Below are 21838 nucleotides of genomic sequence, written 5' to 3' on the forward strand. Positions count from 1 at the left end.
TGTTGTAGATTTTAAAATTAATGTTCGTGTTCCCCGGAATTACTCAGTTTAGCATTGACAAAAAATGCACCTTTAATAACAACTTCCGCATTTGCAGAAATTTCATTAACGGTTGTAATTGCAGTATATCCCATATCGGAAGAACCTTTTACAACTTCTATTTTTTCAAAATTTGTCATTTTTTCTTCTTTCTCAGGTATCTTCTTCTCATTTAAATGTTCACCTTCCACCTCTTCGTGATGTTCTTCAGCTTTTTTGTCTGTTCTGACAAAAATGAAATATTTGCTGTCCGCTTCTACAATGGCTTCATTGGGAACCGCCGGTGTTGTACTTTTATCGAGACTTACGATTCCTGTGATATTCATTCCGTCGATCAATCCGGATTTGTTTCCGGTTACAGAACAGTGAACCGAAATTGTTTTGCTGTCGTTTTCAAAGGATGAACCAATGCTGTAGATTTTTGCATCGTACTCGGTTTCAGGATTATTTGTTAATTTAAAATGGACGATTTGCCCCACTTTCATTTTTGGCAAATCCTTTTCAAAAACCTGCAAATCGAGATGCAGGGAACCGTTATCTATGATTTCTGCAACAGGTGATGAGATGTCAACGTAACTTCCAATCTGTGCAGAAATAGTACTGATCGTTCCACTGATTGGTGACGTTATCACTAAACCCGATCGCAAATTTCCATTATTGACATTGGCGGGATTGATTCCCATAATCTGAAGCTGTCTTTGCAAAGAAGATCTTTGTGTTCTCAGGGTTTTCAGTTCGGCATCTGAACTTTGAAGGTTCTTCTTTGCGCCGGCATCATTATCAAATAATTCCTTCTGTCTCCTGTATTCCTGTTCTGCAAATGCAATCCTGCTTTTAACGGTCAGGTATTGCTCTTGCAACTGAATGTATTCCGGATTTGAAATGGAGGCAATTACCTGTCCTTTTCTTACAAAATCCCCGATCTGCACATTCAAAGTTTTAATAATTCCGCCATACATCGACGTGACAGTCGCTTTATTATTATTGGGAACTCTCAGTGCTCCATTTGCTTTGATGGTAGAAGTCAGTTCTTTCATCTCGATTTTGCCCAGAGTGATGCCCACCGCTTTCATTTGCTCTTCAGTCAAGCTAGCGATAGTCTGTGGGGCTTCTTCGCCGTGCTCTTCGGCTTGTTCGGTTTTCACTTCGCCCTCCACTTCAGTTGAAGCATCCTTTTTTCCACAGCCTACGAAAAAAACCAAGACAAAGGCGATGAAGATGATATGTTGTTTCATATTATTTATTGATTAAAGAGTTAATGTTGATCACAGACTGATTGACCTGCTGAATTGATTCCAGATATTTGAGCTGAATATTGGTTGCGGTCTGCAATGCAAAAAGATATTCAACGTAGGAGATTTCTCCTGTTTTATAACCGAGCTGACCAGCTTTCACAATTTTTTCTGCATTTGGCAAAGCCTGACCGACATAATATTCATATTGCAGAACATCCTGTTTGTATTGGTTCAATACGTTTTCAAGTTGGGCGGACAATTGTTTTTGCTGAAGTTTCGCATTGGATTCTGCCATTTGCTTCTGATAATCCAAGGACTGAATTCTTGCTTTGGTTGCTCCAAACGTCAACGGTATTGATATACCAATGTTGGCAACATTAAACCGGTTCCCTGCATTATAATATTTTTCCTGCCCATTCACGGTATGAAAACCAATGATCGATTGATTCGTATAACCCAAACTGAATTCAGGTAAGCCCTGCGATTTTTCTACATTTTTATTTCTCTCGGCAATTTCCACTTCCTGATAAAATGCTTTGACGGTTGGATGATTGGCAATTGTATTGCTGTCCAATATATATTCAATTTTCAGTGGCTGATAATTTTTACTAAGCGGAATCTCGATTTGATCATCTGTATTTAAAAGCGTTTTCAAATTTTTGTAAGCATTATCAAGATAGATTTTATTCTGATTTAATAAAAGATTGATCTCACCTTTCTGTGTTTCTGCTGTACTGATTTCTATTTTCTTAATGTCACCAGCATTAAATCTGACGGTTGCAATCCTGATAAAATCCTGATACAGACTATCGAGTTTCATTAGTTTCTTCTGATTGTAGTGTAGATATTCAATCTGATAAAAATACGTTCTGACCTGTTTTGCAAGCTCATTAACAGTAAGTTCTCTGCTGATCTGTTTCCCTTTTATTTCCTGAGCAATAAGTTCCTTTCTTGCCTTAAACAAAGTCGGAAACGGAATACTTTGAGAAATGGAAAACGACTGGTCAAACTTCGGACTGTTGTATTGTCCAAGCTGCGCACTGAAATTCATTTTTGGAAGTTCATTGGCTGTGGGTTTTAAGGCTTCAGAAACTTTAATATCTAAATCTTTCGTTTTTACTGAATAATTATTACTCAAAGCCATTTCTGTCGCCTGCTCCACCGATAATGTTTTTATATTTTGAGCATTAAAAGTTTGCCCTACAAGTAAAAATCCTACAACGACAATCGTGGTCAAAGATTTCATTTTAAAATGATTCTTTCTGAATTTTGTATTGAAAATAATGTACAACATTGGCAAAACAAATAACGTCAGGAAAGTTGCAGTGATCAAGCCACCTATAACCACTGTCGCCAAAGGTTTCTGAACTTCTGCTCCGGCTCCTGTTGAAATTGCCATTGGAAGAAATCCTAAAGAAGCTACGGCTGCGGTCATCAGAACTGGTCTTAGCCTCGTTTTTGTGCCTTCAAAAACCCGCTTTAGAATATCTGTTTCGCCGTCTTTCTCCAATTGATTGAATGTTCCTATTAAAACAATCCCATTAAGAACGGCAACGCCAAACAAAGCGATAAAACCAATCCCAGCGCTGATACTAAATGGCATATCTCTTATCAATAATGCGAAAATTCCGCCAATTGCACTCATCGGTATCGCAGTAAAAATTAATGCAGCCTGCTTAAATGAGCGGAATGTGAAGTATAACAAGAAAAATATCAGGAGTAAAGAAACCGGAACCGCAATCATCAGTCTTTTGCTTGCGGCCTGGAGATTTTCAAACTGACCGCCATAAGTAAAGTAATACCCTGAAGGTAATTTCACTTGCTTATCCAACTTAGTTTGAATATCTTCCACTACACTTTCCACATCCCGGTCTTTCACATTGAATCCAATAACAATCCTGCGTTTTCCTTCATCTCGGCTGATCTGTGACGGGCCGAGTTTGTAGCTGATATTCGCTACTTGTGAAAGTGGGATCTGATTCCCGGTACCAGTTGAGATCATCAAATTATTGACGTCATCGATATTGGTTCGGTGAAGACTGTCGAGTCTCACGACCAGATCAAAACGTCTTTCGTTTTCAAAAACCTGACCAGCAGATTTTCCTGCAAAAGCTGTACTTAAAGTGTTATTAACATCCTCAATACTCAATCCATAGTTTGCCATTCTTGTACGGTCGTACTCTACATTGATCTGTGGCAGCCCGCTGATGCGTTCAATTTGTGGAGCGGTAACCCCGTCAACAGATTGAATGACTTTACCAACCTTATCTGCGTAAATTGCAAGCGAATCCAAATTTTCACCAAAGATTTTCACCGCCACATCCTGACGGATTCCAGTCATCAGTTCATTAAAGCGCATTTGTATAGGCTGGTTCTTTTCGAAAAATACACCGGGAATCAATTCTAATTTTTCTGAAATTTCATCTGCCAGCTCATCATAAGACTTTTTACTTTTCCACTCATCCTGTGGCTTTAAAACAATGATCAGATCAGTCGCTTCCGGAGGCATTGGGTCAGTGGGAACTTCGGCAGCCCCTGTTTTTCCCACTACCATTTTCACTTCATCAAAACCTTTGATGATTCGGGATGCCTGCATAGACGTTTCAATACTTTGCGATAGTGAACTTCCCTGGGGCAATATGCAATGAAATGCAAAATCTCCTTCCTGTAATTGCGGGATGAATTCTCCTCCCATCCTGCTAAAAATAATGAGGCTCAATGCAAATAAAGCAATAGTCACGGAAACAATCACTCCTTTAATTTTTACCGCTTTTTGCAATATTGGCTGGTAGATACCTTGCAGTTTATCCATCAGCTTATCAGAGAAACTTGCTTTTGTCGAAATCTTTTTAGATAAGAACAAAGCGCTCATCATAGGAATATAGGTCAACGATAGTATCAAAGCTCCTAAAATTGCAAAGCCAACTGTCTTTGCCATAGGCGTAAACATTTTACCTTCAACACCTACCAAAGTTAGAATCGGAATATAAACGATCAGGATAATAATTTCTCCGAATGCCGCGCTGTTTCTGATTTTAGAAGCGGAAAGGAAAACCTCTTCATCCATCTCTGACTGTGTCAGTTTTTGAGTAGATTTTCTAAGTCCCAAATGATGGAGTGTAGCCTCCACGATGATCACGGCACCATCAACGATCAACCCAAAATCTATCGCACCTAAACTCATCAAATTGGCACTGACTCCGAAAACATTCATCATCCCTAACGCAAAAAGGAGTGATAATGGAATTGCCGAGGCAACGATCAATCCTGCTCTGAAATTCCCTAAGAATACGACCAGTACAAAAATTACGATGAGTGCACCTTCAATAAGATTTTTCTCAACTGTGTTGATGGCCCTTCCAACAAGATCACTCCTGTCTAAAAACGGTTCAATCAGCACATCGTCTGGCAGTGACTTCTGGATTGTCGGAATTTTATCCTTAATTAAATTGACAACCTCGTTACTGTTCGCGCCTTTCAGCATCATTACAATGCCACCAACAGCATCTACCTGACCATTATAGGTCATTGCTCCATAGCGAACTGCACTTCCCAGGCGGACTTCCGCAACATCTTTTACAAAAATGGGAACACTGCCCGCTTTATTATCAATGGCAATATTTCTAATATCCTCAAGAGAAGTTACAACGCCTATTCCACGAATGAAATAAGCATTTGGTTTTTTATCAATATAAGCCCCTCCCGTATTCTGATTGTTTTTTTCCAATGCAGTGAAAAGGTCTGTGATGCTGATTCCCATTGCCCTAAGACGGTTGGGATCAACAGCCACTTCATACTGTTTCAGTTCTCCTCCAAAGCTGTTGACTTCTGCAACACCGGGAGTTCCGTTCAGTTGTCTTCTTACGATCCAGTCTTGCATTGTTCGCAGTTCTTTGGAGGAATACTTTTTCTCGCTACCTTTTTTCGGGCGAAGAATATATTGATAAATATCTCCTAAGCCAGTACTAACCGGAGCAAGTTCAGGCGTTCCAACACCTTTCGGGATTTCTTCGGAAGCTTCCTTCAGTTTTTCGCTGATTAGTTGACGTGCAAAATAGACATCAACATTTTCCTTAAACACAACGGTAATAACCGATAGTCCGAATCTTGAAATACTTCGGGTTTCTTCAATATCGGGAATATTGGCAATGCTCTGTTCAATTGGGAACGTTACCAGCTGCTCTACTTCTTGTCCCGCCAATGTCGGGCAAACTGTAATGATCTGAACCTGATTGTTGGTAATATCCGGTACAGCATCAATGGGTAATCTCGTTGCACTCCACGAGCCCCATATAATCAACAACAAGGTCATTACGCCAATGACAATCTTGTTCTTGATGCTAAATTTTATGATTTTATCTAACACAGAATTTAATTTAATTTTTTATAGAAATTGCTGTTGAATAATGAGCAGAACCTGTCCGAATATCATTAAAATTGCAGCAAACATAATATTGAAGACAATGCATCAATTGCAGTGTCTTGCAAAAAATCTCGGTAAAAAATTAAATTTTGGGAGGTTGCCAAATGTGGTCATAAACCTGATAGGCAATGTTATTCTTGTGAAAAAGAATCTTTTCTGAAAGATAGAAGGAAATCTTTGTTGGAATTTCTAATAAAGGTTCAACCTTAAATGCGATAACCGTAATCTGACAACAGCTACAAAAGCAGAAAGGAGAACAAGTATCATCACTTTCGTCGGAATGAGTATCCGCAGTCTGCATTGAAGTTTTAGCAGAATGATTTGATAAAGACTTTGCATTGATATCACTACACGGCATTACCAGTAATGCGATGAAATAGAATGTCAATATGAGTCTTAAAATTTTCACTTTACAAAAGTATTAAATTTTAAATTATGTTTTTACTTTTGGTAGAAACTATCTTATAAGGAGTTGGAGGTGTAATTCACAAAGAACTCAAATAGCCTATACAACACATTACCTCATTTTTTTTCTTAATTACCCAAATTAACTTAACCCTCCAACTGCTTGATATTTTTTAATGATTTTCCTTACTTGCGTTATATCCATCTTTAAACCTCAGAAAATCTTCCGCTTTTTTAGGATTATTTTTAATCCATAATTGCATTATTTGAGTGTTTTCTCTCAAAATTGTTATCTCATTTTCATCGTAGATTTTTTTTCCTTCATCAGCAATTTCATTTAAAATATCTTGGCGTAGTTCACTTTTAGCTTTGATGCTTTCTTTGTACCAATTGGTTGAGAAATTAATGGAGGCGATCAGTACTAAAACCGCAAAGACAAAAACTCCAATTCCGCTCCAAATAAATTTCTTCTGCCATCGTATATCCTTTCCTAAACCATCCAAATAATCTTTAGTTTCTTTCGAAAGAACCATTTCTGTCTGGGCAGGAATACTGGCAATTAATTCAGTTATTTTGGCTTGCACTAATTTGAAAAAGACCACAGTTTCATTATTGATTGACTGTCCGTCTTCCAAGCATATCTTTAAGTCATTTAATAGAGTCGTATGATCTTCAATGGCAAACTGAAGTTTGATATTTTGTTCAATATTTTCCATATTTGATTTGATCACGTTTTCTAAAAGCTCCATTCCGTTACTTGTAGATTCTTTATTTTCATTTTCCATATTTATTGTTTTAAAATTTTAATTATCTTCTTAATTTTCGCTTCTTTTTAGAGAGTTCATCTTCGTCCTGAGAAACATAGGTTGGATTAAGTAAGTCACTTATTAATCCGCCTGCAATATCTATTAAGCTTTCATTTGGGTCTGATTTCAAATGATTACTAGCATCATTATTTACACTATTTTGACTTAATGATTTTACCAGATCATCCAGACCAGAATCTATTGCTGACAGAGAGAACCCGACATTTTTCCGGAAGAAGAATCCGTTTTTCTCTTTACTACTATTAATTTCATTTATCCAAATATCTTTAACTTGATTTTTTTGCCCAGCTTTAAAGTCTCCGTTATATTGGATCTTTACAGAAAATCCTTTTTGTTGTATATTTTCCCGAAATTCCTTTAAGTTGCTAGCGTATTTTTGTGCTTCCTTAACCGCAGTTTTAACCTCAAACAAAGATTTTATTTCAGAGATTTTCAATTGATTTGAAATTTCAGACAATTTGTAACCAGCTTTATAAATCCTTTCAGTTTGATGATTTTTGTCCTTTTCCATCAATATTCGCATTCCCGAAATCCCGTCTTTCACATTTGAAGATAATTGGACGTCAAAACCTTTTTTCTTCATTCTTAGGATTAGATCATCAAAATTATCTTCTGCCCTGATAGTTTCGGTCAAGCTTTTCAACATCTCGGCTTTTTTTTGCGCTCCAATTTCTATATCGGTCAATAATCCTTTCTCTTTACAAACTTCTCTGACAGCTTCACCAAATCTCTTTCCGATATCGTGTGATTTCACGGTACACTTTCCCGAAATATCAATCCTGTTCACGATAAAATGAATGTGCTTATGTTTGGTGCTATTATGAATATCAAGCCGAAACTGGTTGTTTGCCGTCACACCGACTTTATCTAAAGCTTTTGTGGCGATTTCTAAAAATTCTTCATCCTTCAATTTTCTGCCAATTTCGTCTGGTTGAGAAATATATCCTGTCAATGCCCATTTCTTCACTTTGGAATTTCTTTCAGCTACGGTTTTCATTTCGTGAAATTGACCTTCAGCAATGTCACTCAAAAGATAGTTTGAAGCCACCATTTCTGCTGTTCCTTTATCGTTGCCATTATATTCCAAAGCAATTTTTGTAATGGTTCTTGTGGTTGCGGAATTATTCATTTTTCTGAATTTTTGAATATAAATATTGATGAATCAATTCGATCAGATTTTCGATTTTCACTAAAATTTCTTTCTTATTTTCAAAAACATTCCATTCTCGATTTCGCAAAAGATTAGTGATTTTTTTGAAATGAGTTCCATATTGAAGCAACACCTCATCAGTTTGGAATTCATTAATTTTTAGTTCTTTTTCGAACAAAACATTTCGGATATAGGTTGATAATTTTAATGGATATTTTTTCTGTTTTTGAATCAGGATTTCATATTCAGAATTGGTCATTCGTATTGAAATAACTTTGTCCAATTTTTTATTTTCTTTGGTTTTCAAACCACCTTTACGACCTAATTCCTGAAAATATTTTTTTCTCTTTTCCTGAGCAATTTTGACTTCATTTTCTTTGGTGGCTTGCTGTATGAATTCTTGTAAAAAGTCTTTCTCCATTGTATTAATTTTAGCGCATTTAAAAAACATTTCTGACGATAGGAAGAAATCAAAAATCCCAATTTTGCAATTAGCGGATACGCTTATTGTAAACTTTGGGTACTTTTTGCACTAACTTACCACCATATTTTACCTGTGTTTATTTTACTCACCTTCGCCTGTATTTCACTTGTCTTTCAGGTGATGGATTTTTGTGAATCATCCAATCATTTAGGTCTTTAAAATCTGAATATAAAACCCGACAATCTTCTGCGTTTTTGTTTTCATTTTTAATCATTTCAACGGCACGATTTCCTGCTTCATCATTATCAAAATAAAGCTCAATATTTTCATAATTTTCAATTGAATTTTTAATCTTAGAAATCATCGAAACGGAATTCAAAACGAGATAATCGACAGGTTCTTTTTCTAAAAATTTCTCTACATTTTTAAAGGAAATAAAATCGAAAAAGCCTTCGAAAATCCGAAGCGATTCTGATCTGTTTTTTATGGTTGAAATATCTTTTTTGCCCAAACAAATTTTCGAATATTTATTGCGGATTTCATAACCGCCAGAATCGTTCTTGAAGCCAATTCCGAAATAGTTTTTATCTTTCATTCGGTAATGAATTTCGTCTAAAAACTGAGTTTGATTTCCAACTTTTCTTTCTCTTAAATATTCCAAAAGTGCAGGATGCTGAACTTTCTTAATTTCAATGATCTCATATTGCTTAGATAAATTTTCTGCTTTCTGATTTGAAATACTTTGCTGTTGAAAAGAAGAAAAACTCTGCTTCTCAACCCACGCTAAAACTTCATTGACCGAAGCGTTCAAGTATTTCTTTATAAAGTCGGTATTCGTTCCACCAATTCCTTCTGAAAATAAATACCAATAGTTTAGACTTTTATTGATTTTAAAAGAGGCTTGGGATTCGTTGGCAAAAGGGTTGAGATACCAAGCTTCTTTTTCATTTTGTTTCGTTGGAAGGTGTCCGAGAGAAAGGAGGACTTCTTCCAACGATATGCTGTTGAATTGTTTGCAGTTCATTGTTGTACTTTTTTAATGTTTTTAGTAATAATCGTATGAATTTTGATGGGTAAAGTAGACGGATTTAGTTTTGTCTAATGTTTGATGAATTGATGAGAAAGCCTTGTAAAAAATTGATTAACAATAATTTAAGCTCTCATCAAAGTCTCATCACCTCATCAAAGTGGAAATATTCTTCTCATCATCCTCTCATCAAAAATCAAGGTTTAAAAGTTTGATGAGGCTTTTGATGAGAGATAACACATTGATTTTCTTTTTATTATCTATTAATTCATCATTTCATCAAATTTTTGGAGAATAAAATTCCTTTCTATTGTAAAATACCGCCCTGTTTTATTCTGTTGGAAAAAACTTAACCCATAATCTAGGTCGTATTTGATATAGGCTAATGAATTGTTTTGAGGCTCGAGCTTCCAGATTTCTTTCAGCAGTTTCCGGACATCGTTAACTGTCCAATATTGTTTGCTGAACATTTTACCAAGCATATTGAAAATATCCTGCGGAATACAGTTGATATTTTCGTCCTCGATACTTTGGAAAAACTCATATAAAAGTTCGATGATCTTAGATTCCAGTTTATTGTTATTTTTCCAAACCAATCTTTGAAGAGCCTTTGTTCTGATCTGTGAATCTGTGAACCACATTCTTGTCTCCTTACGGCTGTGAAAAGGTCTTTGGATTAGGTAACGAAGGAAATAGGAAATCTCCTTGTTGAGATTGCGTAGAAATTCAGTGTTCTCGCTTTTGATTGATCTTACTTTAATAATCCAGAATCGGATCTCATTTTCATCGATCTGAATGAAGTTGTCTTCATTATTGGAACAGAGAATGAATTTTCCAAAAAATTCCACTTCTTCACGATCTTTTCCTTTTGCCTCCTTCTTGTCTTTATCAGTCGTTGAAAGATATTTTAATCGTTCTGTAATTTCCTTTTTGTCAAAGAATACTTCATCAATAGCAACTATAAGCATCGATGTCCAATCCGAATTGAACTGACTGCTGAAGGAATCTCCTTTGATGTAGGTCATATTAAGCCCGAAAATGGATTTCAGCCATTTTATGAAAGTGGATTTTCCGGTAGATCTTTCTTTGCTTACAAGACAAAGAATCGGAAGTATCTGTGTTGGATATTGCAGTAAGATCTTGATATAATCCAATCCTAATTCCAACTGTTCTGCGAAAATATGCTCCATAAATCTAAGTGAAAATGGAATCTTCTCTTTTAGGCTTGTTTGCTCCGGTGTTTCTTTAATCGGCTGATAAGGAATCTCATTGTAAACATTATAGAATCCTTGAATAATTTGTTGGTATTGCAAATGGGAAGGAATACAACAGAAGCCGTCATACTTGGGAACTTTTGAGACGTATATCTTTCCGTGATCACTGATAATGGTTTCACGATTCCATCGAGTTAGTATCGAGATTTTATCTCCTGAGATTAACGGTTTCTCAATAGTTTTATAGTAGGTGGTTCCTACTCTTAGATAAGGGATGTTTTCGCTCATATTTAAAAGGTTTGATTCTGTACAGGAAATACAGAAGGGTGAATTGGAATGCTTGATAAATAAAAGTCTCTATCTATCTTCTATACTTAAGCGACTTGACTTCGTTTAAAGCATCCATAAGATCAAAATGGTTGACTCTGTAGAATCTTCCAATTTGTTCCGCCTTAATGTTACCTTTTAAAATATGTGAGCGTACGGTTTGATAATCGAGTTTTAGAATTTCTGAACACTCTTTGATAGAGTATAGTTTCTTTTTCAACTCAATTTCAGGTTCTTTTTTGAGAGAATAGAGTAAGTCTTTCACTTCCCCTAATTCGTCGAGAATGGTTTGGAATGGATTTGTTGTCTGCATAATCTGATATTTATTTGCAGACAAAATTGTATGATTGGAATAACTAATAATGCAATTCTATTCAATTGCGTAAAGTTTAATGCTTGATATTAAACAGCTTAGATAATTCGTGATAGATAGTTTCCTCAAAATCATTAGGTTTCACAGTTATTGCCCGTGAAAATGTTCCTTTGTCAAAATTGGAATTATATTCGTTTTCCATAGCCTCAATAATAGTGGTGTCTTGAAAATCCGGATTTATAATATGATAGTCTTTTAAGAATCGGTGGATTCTGATGAAAGAAGATTTCTGATCCACGAGCAGATTGTGATTTTCATCGATGAATTTTTTGTCTTTTAAAAAAGCGATGAAAATTTTAGAACTATTATCACCAATCATAATATCTGATAAACGAACTTCTCTATTTGTTTTGCTTTGTAAAGCAAAATATAGAAAAAGCGTGGTTTCGGCGCCACTTAGAAAATTGCCCTGCAACTTCATTAAATTACTTGAACTTATCAGGCTGTTTGATTCTTTCTTATATTGATCTAAACAATATCGAATTTTGTCTTCAAAATTATGATTTCGTGATGTATCAATATCTTTGAAATGAAAACTGAAGAAGTTGTCTAATTTTTCATATCTAATCAAATACTCATTCCTCAATTTTTCATTGAGTACAATTTTAGAGGATTTTTGCTTGGCTTTTTCAATTCTCCTGTGAAACCGCTCCTGAATCTTTTCTCGTTTTATCAAATGATAAAACATCATCGGATAGCCGACAAATTCCTCCCAAAAATTCCAACGTCCGTAAAGTTTTTTATGATCCATAATTTATAATAATAATTATTTAAAAACCTCATTCATATAGTTGATTTTATCATCTTCGCTTGGTCTGTAGTAGGCATTAAACACTTCTAAGCTGGTATGACCCGTGTAGCTCATAATTACCTTATCCGGAACTCGTTTGTTCTTCATTATAGTAATAAAACTTCTTCTTGCAGTATGCGAGGAAATTCTCGTCCAAAATTCAGCTTTTTGGTCTACCAGCTCATCACCATATTTCATAGTTTTTTTTATTTCATCGGTAAACTCTAACTTTTTAAAAACCTCTTTAATATATTCATTCATCTTTTGATTTGTAATACTTGGCAGATTATAATCATACTTTTCAAGTATTGATTTAGAAATACTGTTTAAAGGAATTGCTAAGTTTTTAGATTTACTTTTTAAATCAATAACCCGTATGAAATTTCCGTCAACATCACTTCTGGAAATCGTACTGTAATTGCCAAACCTCATTCCGGTAGTACAACCAAAAACAAAAAGATCACGAACCTTTTCTAATCTTTTGTTTTCACTGAGATTGTAATTATATATGAGTTCAACTTGTTCATAATTCAAAGCTATTTCATCAGTTGTAAATTTCGCAGGTTTCTTGAAAGCAATAAAATTGTTATTGTAAGTATATTTTTTATTTAGAGCCCAAAGAAGAAAAGTCTTGAGCAGACCAACATTTCTATGTAATGTATTTGCAGAATGTTTCTTTTCTTCAATACAATATTTTAGAAATTTGTTATAAAGTTTATTGTCAAATTTTCCTAAGCTGATCTTTACTTTGCTATATCTTTCAAAATCTTCGAGTAAATTCTTATTGCATTTGTAACGCTTTAGAGTTGAGTTTGAAATCGAATTACCCGTATAGTCGTTTTCCTTCTCATTTAAAAACTCCTGATAAATTCTAAAGAAATCACTTTTAACTGTTATTTTTTTGAATTTTTCATCAAATCTTTGTTTAAGAACATCAACGGTAAGTTCTTCATTTATGTTCTTATATCGATTAACAATCTCTGTAAAAAAACTACTATATCTATCCAACTGCATTTTAACACTTCGATGAATCTCTGCCCTTTTAGTTCTTCCGTTTAGGTCATTAGGTTGCCTACCTTCAAAATCCCATTCGGTTGGTTTTATTTTCTCACCAGTAGAATAGATAAAATTCTTACTTTCATTGTTGAAAAATGAACGGAAATAAATCAGAGTTTCCTTTGTACCATTGGGTTGCTTAAGTTTAAAAGTGTAATTCATCAGGTGCCAGTTTAGGTGCTACTTCTTCTATATTTAGACATAAAATCTAAGTATATTAGTTTATACAAATATAGTTAAAATGCTGATAAATAGAGAACTTACATATTTTAAGTTATGTTAAAATATGTAAGGTTCGAAAACCTCCAACTCCACAGGAATAAAATAAACCACTGAATTTCAGTGGTTTATTTTTGTTTATCTAATAAGGTTTTGAATATGAAAAGTGTAGATCTTCTTTAAAATGTAAATTTTTTATTTTTACTTCCAATATTCGGTGAATTAATTATGTCAATTTTAAATCAATTTCTCATTTATAACAAGATCTGCAGTTAAATTTTTAATCAACAGACATTTTTGCAGATTCCTTCCATAAATAGTTAGGTATAGGCTCATTAAGCACCCATTTGATACTCATTGGCTTTGAGCCTTCTGTTTCTTTAAAAGTACCTTCTCCTATAAATACATATCCAAGTGTATTACCATTTTCGTCATTTGCTCGCTCTCTTACAAAAAGCAATATTATTTTTTCATTTTCTACATGACTGACGTATGATTTTCCTTTAGTAGTTTCCGGACCGTATGCATTGTGAGATTGCCAATGAAACAGTGTCTCGCTAATTGCGTAATCATCATACATTGTAGTAGGTGAGAAATCCTCTTCAGATTTGATGAGATTAATAAACAGTATTTCTGTATTCAAATTTTTATTCTCTGCCGCTCCCTCTCTATTTGAAGATTTTTTTTCAAATGTTGACATTTCAAATGCAACTAAAATTTGATCTCTGGTATATCGCGAATGTAACTTTAATGGTTGTTCATAAGGCAAATAAATATCCAGTTCCTTGAACCCAATCTTATCAATTAAAATTTCCAGAACCTCTATAATTTCATTTATCAAAGTCTGATTTTTTCCTATTTGTCTGATACTTTCTTCTAAACTTCCGAAACCTCCTGCGTTTTGCCAAATGTCATAATGAAGCATTAAAAGCATTGTTTTTTCTTTCTCAGTAAAATCCTTAATTCGAATATCGAAGGACCGTTTTGCGATTTCTAAAATAAAATTAAAGTAACTCACAGAATTAGTTGATAACCATTTCTTGCTAATTGCTGAGTAAATTTGTTTCTCATCGCCATCCTCAAAATCTTCGATGACACCAGCTCTTTGGCAAAGTCTACACCAACTTCCTTTTTTATAAATAACTTCAAGCGGAATATGATACAGTTCTGTAAAATTCCTAAGTGTCAATGGCAAAGTAGTCTGATGCTGAAAATTTATTATTTTGGTAATAATTTGATTAATATTGAGAGAAGTGGCTTTCCTGATATTTGTAAGAATTACTTCTTTCGTTTTTTTCTCTAAAACTATTGAGCAACCTAAAGGCAAGTGTGGGAAATCGTCTTCAATTTCCTTTTGTACGGAAGTTGTGGTCTTCCCTATTAGGGCCCGGAATTTATTTTCAAAATCATATTCAGGTCTTGCGTTTCCAACAAAATCTAATACTGTTAAACAATCTTTTCCTTCTGCTAAGCGAAGACCACGACCTAACTGCTGAAGAAAAACAGTTAAGCTTTCAGTAGGTCTCAAAAACAAAACAGTATCAATTTCCGGAATATCAACACCTTCATTGAATATATCAACTACAAACAAGTAGTTGAACTCTTTTTTTCTAAATCTTTCTCGAAGTACATCTCTGTCGCTAGCATTTTTAGAGGTTAGAAATTCAGCTTTTAGATCAGCTTGATTGAATTTTTGAGACATATACTCAGCATGATCAATATTTACACAAAAACCTATTGCCTGAACATCCTTCAAATCTGTTGTATACTTCTGTAGATTATTAATGATTTCACCTACTCGCGCTTCATTTTTTATATACAGGCCAGCGAGCTCACTGACTGCATATTTTCCTTTCTCCCATTTCACACTTGTTAAATCGATGCTGTCTGTAATACCAAAATATTGAAAAGGAGTTAATAATTTTTTATTCAGAGCCTCGGGAAGTCTAATTTCCGCTGCGACACGGTTACAAAAATCTTCAAGAATATTTTCATTATCCATTCTCTCTGGTGTAGCTGTCAATCCAAGCAAGACTTTTGGCTGGAAGTAATCTAAAAATGGTCTGTAACTGGAAGCTGGACCGTGATGTGCTTCATCTAATATGATAAAATCAAAATATTCCTTTGAGAGATTTAGATCTTTTAACCTATTATTCAAAGTCTGTACAGAAACAAATAAATACTCATGCGATCTTGGCTCGAGGCCGTCAACCCACAAATCACCAAAATTATTATCCTTCAACACACCTTGAAATGTTGCTCTTGCCTGTTGCAGGATTTCTTTTCGATGTGCAACAAAAAGCAATTTTGCTGATGTATTATTTTTTCTGAAGTTTTTGTAATCAAATGCCGAAATAACAGTTTTTCCAGTACCTGTTGCAGCAACTAATAAATTTCTGTTTCTGTGGTGTACAGTACGTTCAACCTCCAGCTTTTCGAGTATTTCACTTTGATAATGAAAAGGTTTAAGATCGAAATATGATGTTGTAAAATTATATTCTTTTGAAAATTTTCCTTGCTTCAATGCATCAACTAATTTTACAAAATGAGCGTCTTGTTGATAAGATTCAAACTCTGAATTCTGCCAATAAGCTTCAAAAGTCTTTTTAAATTTATCGATGATATGGCTAACTTCTCTGGTTGTGATTTTTAAGTTCCACTCCAAACCATCAGTTAATGCTGATCGCGAAAAATTAGATGAACCGATATAGCCTGTATGAAAACCTGTATTGCGTTGAAACAAATAAGCTTTCGCGTGCAATCTTTCATTTCCAGTATTGTAAGAAACTTTGACTTCCGTATTTTTTAACGATGAAAGGAATTCTACTGCCTTTGCATCTGTTGCTCCTATATAAGTTGTAGTAATGACTCTTAAGATTCCACCTCTGTCAGTAAACTCTCTCAACTCACGCTCAAGAATTCTTATACCTTTCCACTTTATGAATGAAACTAAAAGATCAATTTTATTCGACGATAGTATTTCTTTCCGGAGCTCACTTTCTAAAGTTGTGCCTGAGTTTCCGCCAGTAAAAAGTTCGCTGTGAATTAATCTGGTATAAGGAGTAATTTCTTTTAAATGAAGATCTAAGTCTGTAAAATGAGCATCAACGTTTGTAAAAACTGCTTTCAGAATCTTACCTTCAGTTTCAATTAAATCATCTTCAAACTCTTCTTTTTTCAGTTCTTCTTTTAAAAATAGAATGATTTTGTTTGCAATCTCAATTTGAATTTCTAAAATGTCTTCGCCTTTTATCAAATTAAAGGCCTGTTTAATTGTTTTACCAATATGCTGAGATAATAAGTGAGCTGCCTCTGCTTTGTCAATCGAAATTTTCTTCACCTGAAAATGATCTTTCTCAAGCGCATTTAATTTTGTACTGATGAGTTGCGTCACTAACTCCTCATAAATTCCCTGATTCATAGTTTTTATTTACATTTAAATCTCCTATTAATAAATAGGTAAAAGGATTCAATAGAATGCAATATAGAAAAATTTGAGGCATTTTGCTTAGCAATTATTTTATAAAAACCTAAATGTCTCAATTTGTTTACAAAGTATGATAAATTGCCAAGTGTATCTATAAGTAAATAGGTAATATTAAACTAGTTCTAATTCATTTCACGAATTATGTGAATGTTTTAATTTCGCAATCTAGAAAAAAAAACAATAATTCTAATCCCCTGATTAAGAAAACACTAAAACCCACGGCGATAAAATAACGATAGTCTACCGACAAAAAAGACTAAAAAAATGTTTTATCGTAAAGAATTTTATATATTTGCACCATCTAACAATAAAAAAATAATTTACTATGTCAGACATTGCATCAAGAGTGAAAGCTATCATCGCTGATAAGCTTGACGTTGAAGAAACAGAAGTGACTCCTGAGGCTAGCTTCACAAACGATTTAGGAGCAGACTCACTAGATACAGTTGAGTTAATCATGGAATTTGAAAAAGAATTCAATATTCAAATCCCTGATGATCAAGCTGAAAAAATTACTACTGTAGGTCACGCTATCGCTTATATCGAAGAAGTAGTAAATAAATAATATTCTTCAACAAAAGGAAATTTAAACAGAATTTATGGAATTAAAAAGAGTAGTTGTAACAGGATTCGGAGCATTAACGCCTATTGGCAATAATGTACAGGAATACTGGGAAAATCTTGTAAAAGGTGAGAGCGGTGCCGCTCCGATTACTCTTTTTGATGCCACAAATTTTAAAACAAAATTTGCCTGCGAGGTAAAAAACTTCGATCCTCTTCAGCACTTCGATAAAAAGGAGGCCAAGAAGATGGATAGAAACACTCAGCTGGGTTTGGTTGCTGCCAGAGAAGCAGTTTCTCATTCCCGCATTATGGAGGATAACGTAGACAAGAATAGGGTAGGCGTAATCTGGGGTTCAGGTATTGGCGGTCTTGAGACTTTTGAAACAGAAGTTCTGGGCTGGGCAAATACAGATATTCCAAGATTTAACCCTTTTTTTATTCCTAAAATGATTGCGGACATCACACCGGGACATATTTCTATTGAATATGGTTTCCATGGTCCCAATTATACTACGGTTTCAGCTTGTGCTTCTTCTGCCAATGCATTAATCGATTCTAAAATGCTGATCCAATTAGGAAAAGCAGATGTAATTGTGTGCGGAGGTTCTGAAGCTGCAGTCACTGCAAGTGGAGTGGGAGGCTTTAATGCCATGATGGCACTTTCTACAAGAAATGAAGATCCTACGACGGCTTCAAGACCTTTCGATAAAGACAGAGATGGTTTTGTTTTAGGTGAAGGAGCAGGATGTATCATCCTTGAAGAATATGAGCATGCGGTAAAACGTGGAGCTACAATTTATGCAGAATTATTGGGTGGAGGGATGAGTGCAGATGCACATCACATGACCGCACCGCATCCTGAAGGTCTGGGAGCTTATCTGGTAATGAAAAATTGTCTGGAAGACGCAGGGTTAACTGCTGATGAAGTAGATCACATCAATATGCATGGGACATCTACTCCATTAGGAGACTTTGCAGAATCTAATGCAATTTCAAAATTATTTGGTGAGCACGCATTTGATATTCAGATCAATTCTACAAAATCTATGACCGGTCACCTCTTAGGCGCTGCTGGAGTTATAGAAGCTATTGCTGCCTTAGGAACGATCATACACGGTATCGTTCCCCCGACGATTAATCATTTTACTGATGATGAAAAAATCGACAGCAGACTGAACTTCACTTTTAACGAAGCTGTTAAGAAAAATGTGGAGGTTGCCATGAGCAATACCTTCGGATTTGGTGGTCATAACGCTTGCGTTCTTTTTAAGAAAATCTAAATTTACTAATGGAGTTACAGAAATATTTTTCTAAATTCCTACTCAAACAAAGAAAAAGAAAACTCACCGAGAGAGACTTTTTCCTCAGTACAGAATTATACAAAATTTTAGGTGCTGAGGTTAATAATGTCGACTTATACCGTGAGGCTTTTTCGCTGAAAAGTTCTTCTAAAAACAGCGACAGAAATTATGAAAGACTGGAGTTTTTAGGCGATTCTGTTTTGGGAACGATCATTTCCTGTCATTTATTTCAAACCTATCCTCAGGCAAATGAAGGATATCTAACGCAGATGAAATCCAAAATCGTTAACCGTAAGAATCTCAATAAACTTGGTGAAGATCTGAAACTTACACAGCTTCTGCAGAAGCAGAATGTAGTAATGGCTCTGGGAGAAAATATCTGCGGAAACCTGTTTGAAGCGTTAGTTGGAGCTGTCTATCTTGATTTTCAGTATGATACCTGTAAAAGAATCATATTGGAAAGACTCTTAACACCTTCAGAGATTATCAAGCTTGAAAATAAAATTGTAAGCTACAAAGGTCTTCTTCTGGAGTGGGCTCAAAAGAAGAAGCTCAATATAAAATACGAAACCTGCGAAGAGGTGCAGCCGAATAAAGCGGTTGTTTTCAGATGTCATGTCTGCTTTGGTGACGAGAGAATTGCCAATGCTACAGAGACTTCAAAGAAAAAAGCCGAAGAAAAAGCAGCGCAGCGGGCATTTTATATTTTAAACAAAAAAGAAAATATTCTTGGAAGTACAAAAACTTTATGATCTTGATGAGATAGAATCCGAAGATATCACCATTGGTTTGGTGAGGTTGGTAAAATCTATGTATGATCATGAATTTTTCTTCAAAATAAATCAAAATTCCAATCTGAGTTTTTCCAGAATAAAGGATCTCGTAATTCACGGTTCTTACTATGATTACTGCTTTCCCCGTTTTGAAGCCTATCACAAATTTACAAAAACATGCTACACTTTCATCTCAAACAGATCATGTGAAAGTAAGCTGAAAAAAATTCAGACCGAACTCTTTACGGAAGAAGATAACATTAAGTTTTTATTAAATAATCAGCCTGATGTGGAATATATTCTTCACAGTTCAGAACAATATGCTGATTTTTCCGTAATTTTGCTCCCTGAAAATCTTGTATTTCCTGTACAGGAATATATTTTAAGTTCTGATGAAGAACTTTATCAAATAATACAGTATTATGAATAAGTATTTAAAGAAGACAAAAATCATTGCAACACTTGGCCCTGCTTCATCTTCGAAGGAGGTTATGCTTGGATTAATGAGAGCGGGTGTTGATATTTTCAGAATCAATTTTTCGCACGCAGACTACGATTTAGTTCGTTCCAATATAGAAATAATAAGAGAGCTTAATGCAGAATATGGCTATTCTGTAGGTATTCTGGGAGATTTACAGGGTCCAAAATTAAGAGTTGGGGTAGTGAAAGAGGGCTCTTACCTTAATCCCGGAGATGTACTTACGTTTACCAACGAAAAAATTGAAGGAGATTCTACCAGAGTCTATATGACGTATCAGCAGTTTCCTATGGATGTGAAAGTAGGAGAAAGAATTCTGATTGACGACGGTAAACTGATGTTGGAAGTTCTGGAAACTAACCAGATTGATACCGTGAAGGCAAAAACAATTCAGGGAGGACCTTTGAGTTCCAAAAAAGGAGTCAACCTTCCCAATACAAATGTTTCTCTGCCGGCTTTAACTGAAAAAGATGTTCAGGATGCCAATTTCATGATGGATATGGAGGTAGATTGGATCGCCCTTTCATTCGTCCGTCATGCACAGGACATTATTGATCTGAAAGAATTAATTGCGAAGCATCCTAACGGTAAATTCAAAACTCCGATTATTGCAAAGATTGAAAAGCCTGAAGGTGTAAAAAATATAGATGAAATTCTGTTGGAATGTGACGGATTGATGGTTGCACGTGGCGATCTTGGTGTGGAAGTTCCGATGGAAGAAGTTCCTGCTATCCAGAAAAACCTGGTGGAGAGAGCAAGATTCTTTTCAAAACCGGTAATCATTGCAACACAGATGATGGAAACTATGATCAACAGCCTTACACCTACAAGAGCAGAGGTGAATGACGTTGCCAACTCTGTACTGGATGGTGCTGATGCTGTAATGCTTTCCGGTGAAACTTCTGTGGGCAGATATCCTATTCAGGTAGTGGAAAACATGGCTAAAATTGTGAAGAATATTGAAATGACCAATTTCTATCAGCGGAAGAATGAGCCTATTGAAAAAGATTATAACTGTATCGACGAGAGATTTATCACCAACCGTGTATGTCTTGCAGCAGTGAGAATAGCTAAGACAACCAACGTTTCTGCGATTGTCACTTTAACGAATTCAGGATACACCGCTTTCCAGCTTTCAGCACACAGACCCAATTCTCACATCATAGTTTACAGCGGAAACAGAAGGGTGATTAATATGCTGAATCTTCTTTGGGGAGTACGGGCGTACTATTACGATATGAATAAGTCTACTGACGAAACCATTATCCAGGTTAATATGCTTACACATAACTATGGTTACATTGAGACTGGCGATTTTGTAATCAACATCAATGCGACACCATCTTACGAGGGCGGAAAAACAAATACTTTAAGACTGACGACTATTTAAATCAAGCTTAGAGCGTGTTTAAAAATGATTAAAAATAAATTTTCAAGTCATTTTACTTTTCCCGAAACCTAAAAGGTGGAAAAATGTCTTGAAAATTTCATCAAAATTCGCTCCCATGTCATCCTGAGCTTGTCGAAGGAAGGGTCGGGGGAAAATAATTTAGATAAAATTTAAAATCAACTTAGTCTGAAAATTAAAAGAATCCGTCTCACAACTGAGGCGGTTTTTTTTTGTTAATTATTGCAGGATTTCGTATATTTATATCTGATAATCAGACAGTTGTTTATGAATTTTAAGCATTATAATCAAAATCAGTTAGTGCTGTTTCCTTATAGT

At 35.0% G+C, this 21838-nt stretch carries 17 protein-coding genes; 5 read left to right on the top strand and 12 right to left on the bottom strand.

Features of this window, described 5'->3' with window-relative positions; translation table 11 throughout:
- Nucleotides 1–17: 17 nt before the first annotated feature.
- The 12 genes from ASG31_RS05355 to ASG31_RS05410 form a co-directional block, all read right to left on the bottom strand.
- Nucleotides 18–1274: an efflux RND transporter periplasmic adaptor subunit gene (locus ASG31_RS05355; RefSeq protein ID WP_056028942.1), complete on the bottom strand. Its 1257-nt coding sequence runs from the start codon at nucleotides 1272–1274 to the stop codon at nucleotides 18–20.
- Nucleotide 1275: 1 nt separating this feature from the next.
- Nucleotides 1276–5640, bottom strand: coding sequence for a CusA/CzcA family heavy metal efflux RND transporter (locus ASG31_RS05360; RefSeq protein ID WP_082504485.1), 4365 nt, complete (start codon nucleotides 5638–5640; stop codon nucleotides 1276–1278).
- A gap of 139 nt (nucleotides 5641–5779) precedes the next feature.
- Complete coding sequence (locus ASG31_RS18720) at nucleotides 5780–6106, bottom strand: DUF6660 family protein (protein ID WP_082504487.1); 327 nt, start codon at nucleotides 6104–6106, stop codon at nucleotides 5780–5782.
- A gap of 169 nt (nucleotides 6107–6275) precedes the next feature.
- Complete coding sequence (locus ASG31_RS05370; RefSeq protein ID WP_056028948.1) at nucleotides 6276–6887, bottom strand: hypothetical protein; 612 nt, start codon at nucleotides 6885–6887, stop codon at nucleotides 6276–6278.
- Nucleotides 6888–6909: 22 nt separating this feature from the next.
- The gene (locus ASG31_RS05375) at nucleotides 6910–8016 is read right to left on the bottom strand and encodes a relaxase/mobilization nuclease domain-containing protein (RefSeq protein WP_231433793.1); all 1107 of its coding nucleotides are present in this window, start codon (nucleotides 8014–8016) and stop codon (nucleotides 6910–6912) included.
- Nucleotides 8017–8050: 34 nt separating this feature from the next.
- Complete coding sequence (locus ASG31_RS05380) at nucleotides 8051–8500, bottom strand: plasmid mobilization protein (RefSeq protein WP_056028972.1); 450 nt, start codon at nucleotides 8498–8500, stop codon at nucleotides 8051–8053.
- Between the two features lie 148 nt (nucleotides 8501–8648).
- Complete coding sequence (locus ASG31_RS05385; RefSeq protein WP_056028950.1) at nucleotides 8649–9527, bottom strand: toprim domain-containing protein; 879 nt, start codon at nucleotides 9525–9527, stop codon at nucleotides 8649–8651.
- A gap of 266 nt (nucleotides 9528–9793) precedes the next feature.
- Nucleotides 9794–11032, bottom strand: coding sequence for a primase-helicase family protein (locus ASG31_RS05390; RefSeq protein ID WP_056028952.1), 1239 nt, complete (start codon nucleotides 11030–11032; stop codon nucleotides 9794–9796).
- A 73-nt stretch (nucleotides 11033–11105) separates the two neighbouring features.
- Complete coding sequence (locus ASG31_RS05395) at nucleotides 11106–11408, bottom strand: helix-turn-helix domain-containing protein (RefSeq protein WP_231433794.1); 303 nt, start codon at nucleotides 11406–11408, stop codon at nucleotides 11106–11108.
- Between the two features lie 52 nt (nucleotides 11409–11460).
- Nucleotides 11461–12195, bottom strand: a complete 735-nt coding sequence (locus ASG31_RS05400; RefSeq protein ID WP_056028954.1) for a hypothetical protein — start codon at nucleotides 12193–12195, stop codon at nucleotides 11461–11463.
- Nucleotides 12196–12210: 15 nt separating this feature from the next.
- On the bottom strand, nucleotides 12211–13452 hold the full coding sequence (locus tag ASG31_RS05405) for a tyrosine-type recombinase/integrase (RefSeq protein WP_056028957.1): 1242 nt from the start codon (nucleotides 13450–13452) through the stop codon (nucleotides 12211–12213).
- Between the two features lie 337 nt (nucleotides 13453–13789).
- A complete protein-coding gene (locus ASG31_RS05410) occupies nucleotides 13790–16930 on the bottom strand; it encodes a DUF3427 domain-containing protein (RefSeq protein WP_056028959.1) in 3141 nt (1046 codons plus the stop codon).
- 391 nt (nucleotides 16931–17321) lie between these two features.
- Between ASG31_RS05410 and ASG31_RS05415 the strand changes: the two genes are divergently transcribed.
- From ASG31_RS05415 to pyk, 5 genes are read left to right on the top strand one after another with little or no spacing between them, the layout of a single operon-like run.
- Entirely contained in the window at nucleotides 17322–17561 is a 240-nt protein-coding gene (locus ASG31_RS05415; RefSeq protein ID WP_002976354.1) for an acyl carrier protein, read from the top strand.
- Between the two features lie 34 nt (nucleotides 17562–17595).
- Nucleotides 17596–18840, top strand: a complete 1245-nt coding sequence (gene fabF / locus ASG31_RS05420; RefSeq protein WP_056028961.1) for a beta-ketoacyl-ACP synthase II — start codon at nucleotides 17596–17598, stop codon at nucleotides 18838–18840.
- A gap of 8 nt (nucleotides 18841–18848) precedes the next feature.
- The gene (rnc, locus tag ASG31_RS05425) at nucleotides 18849–19613 is read left to right on the top strand and encodes a ribonuclease III (protein ID WP_056028962.1); all 765 of its coding nucleotides are present in this window, start codon (nucleotides 18849–18851) and stop codon (nucleotides 19611–19613) included.
- Nucleotides 19591–20064 carry an IPExxxVDY family protein gene (locus ASG31_RS05430; protein ID WP_056028964.1) on the top strand — a complete coding sequence of 158 codons (474 nt, stop codon included), beginning with the start codon at nucleotides 19591–19593 and terminating at the stop codon, nucleotides 20062–20064. The genes rnc and ASG31_RS05430 overlap by 23 nt, the downstream gene beginning before the upstream one ends.
- Entirely contained in the window at nucleotides 20057–21502 is a 1446-nt protein-coding gene (gene pyk, locus ASG31_RS05435; RefSeq protein ID WP_056028966.1) for a pyruvate kinase, read from the top strand. Before ASG31_RS05430 ends, pyk begins: the two co-directional genes overlap by 8 nt.
- The last annotated feature ends 336 nt before the right edge of the window (nucleotides 21503–21838 follow it).

It is taken from the genome of Chryseobacterium sp. Leaf404 (assembly GCF_001424145.1).
GTDB lineage: Bacteria > Bacteroidota > Bacteroidia > Flavobacteriales > Weeksellaceae > Chryseobacterium.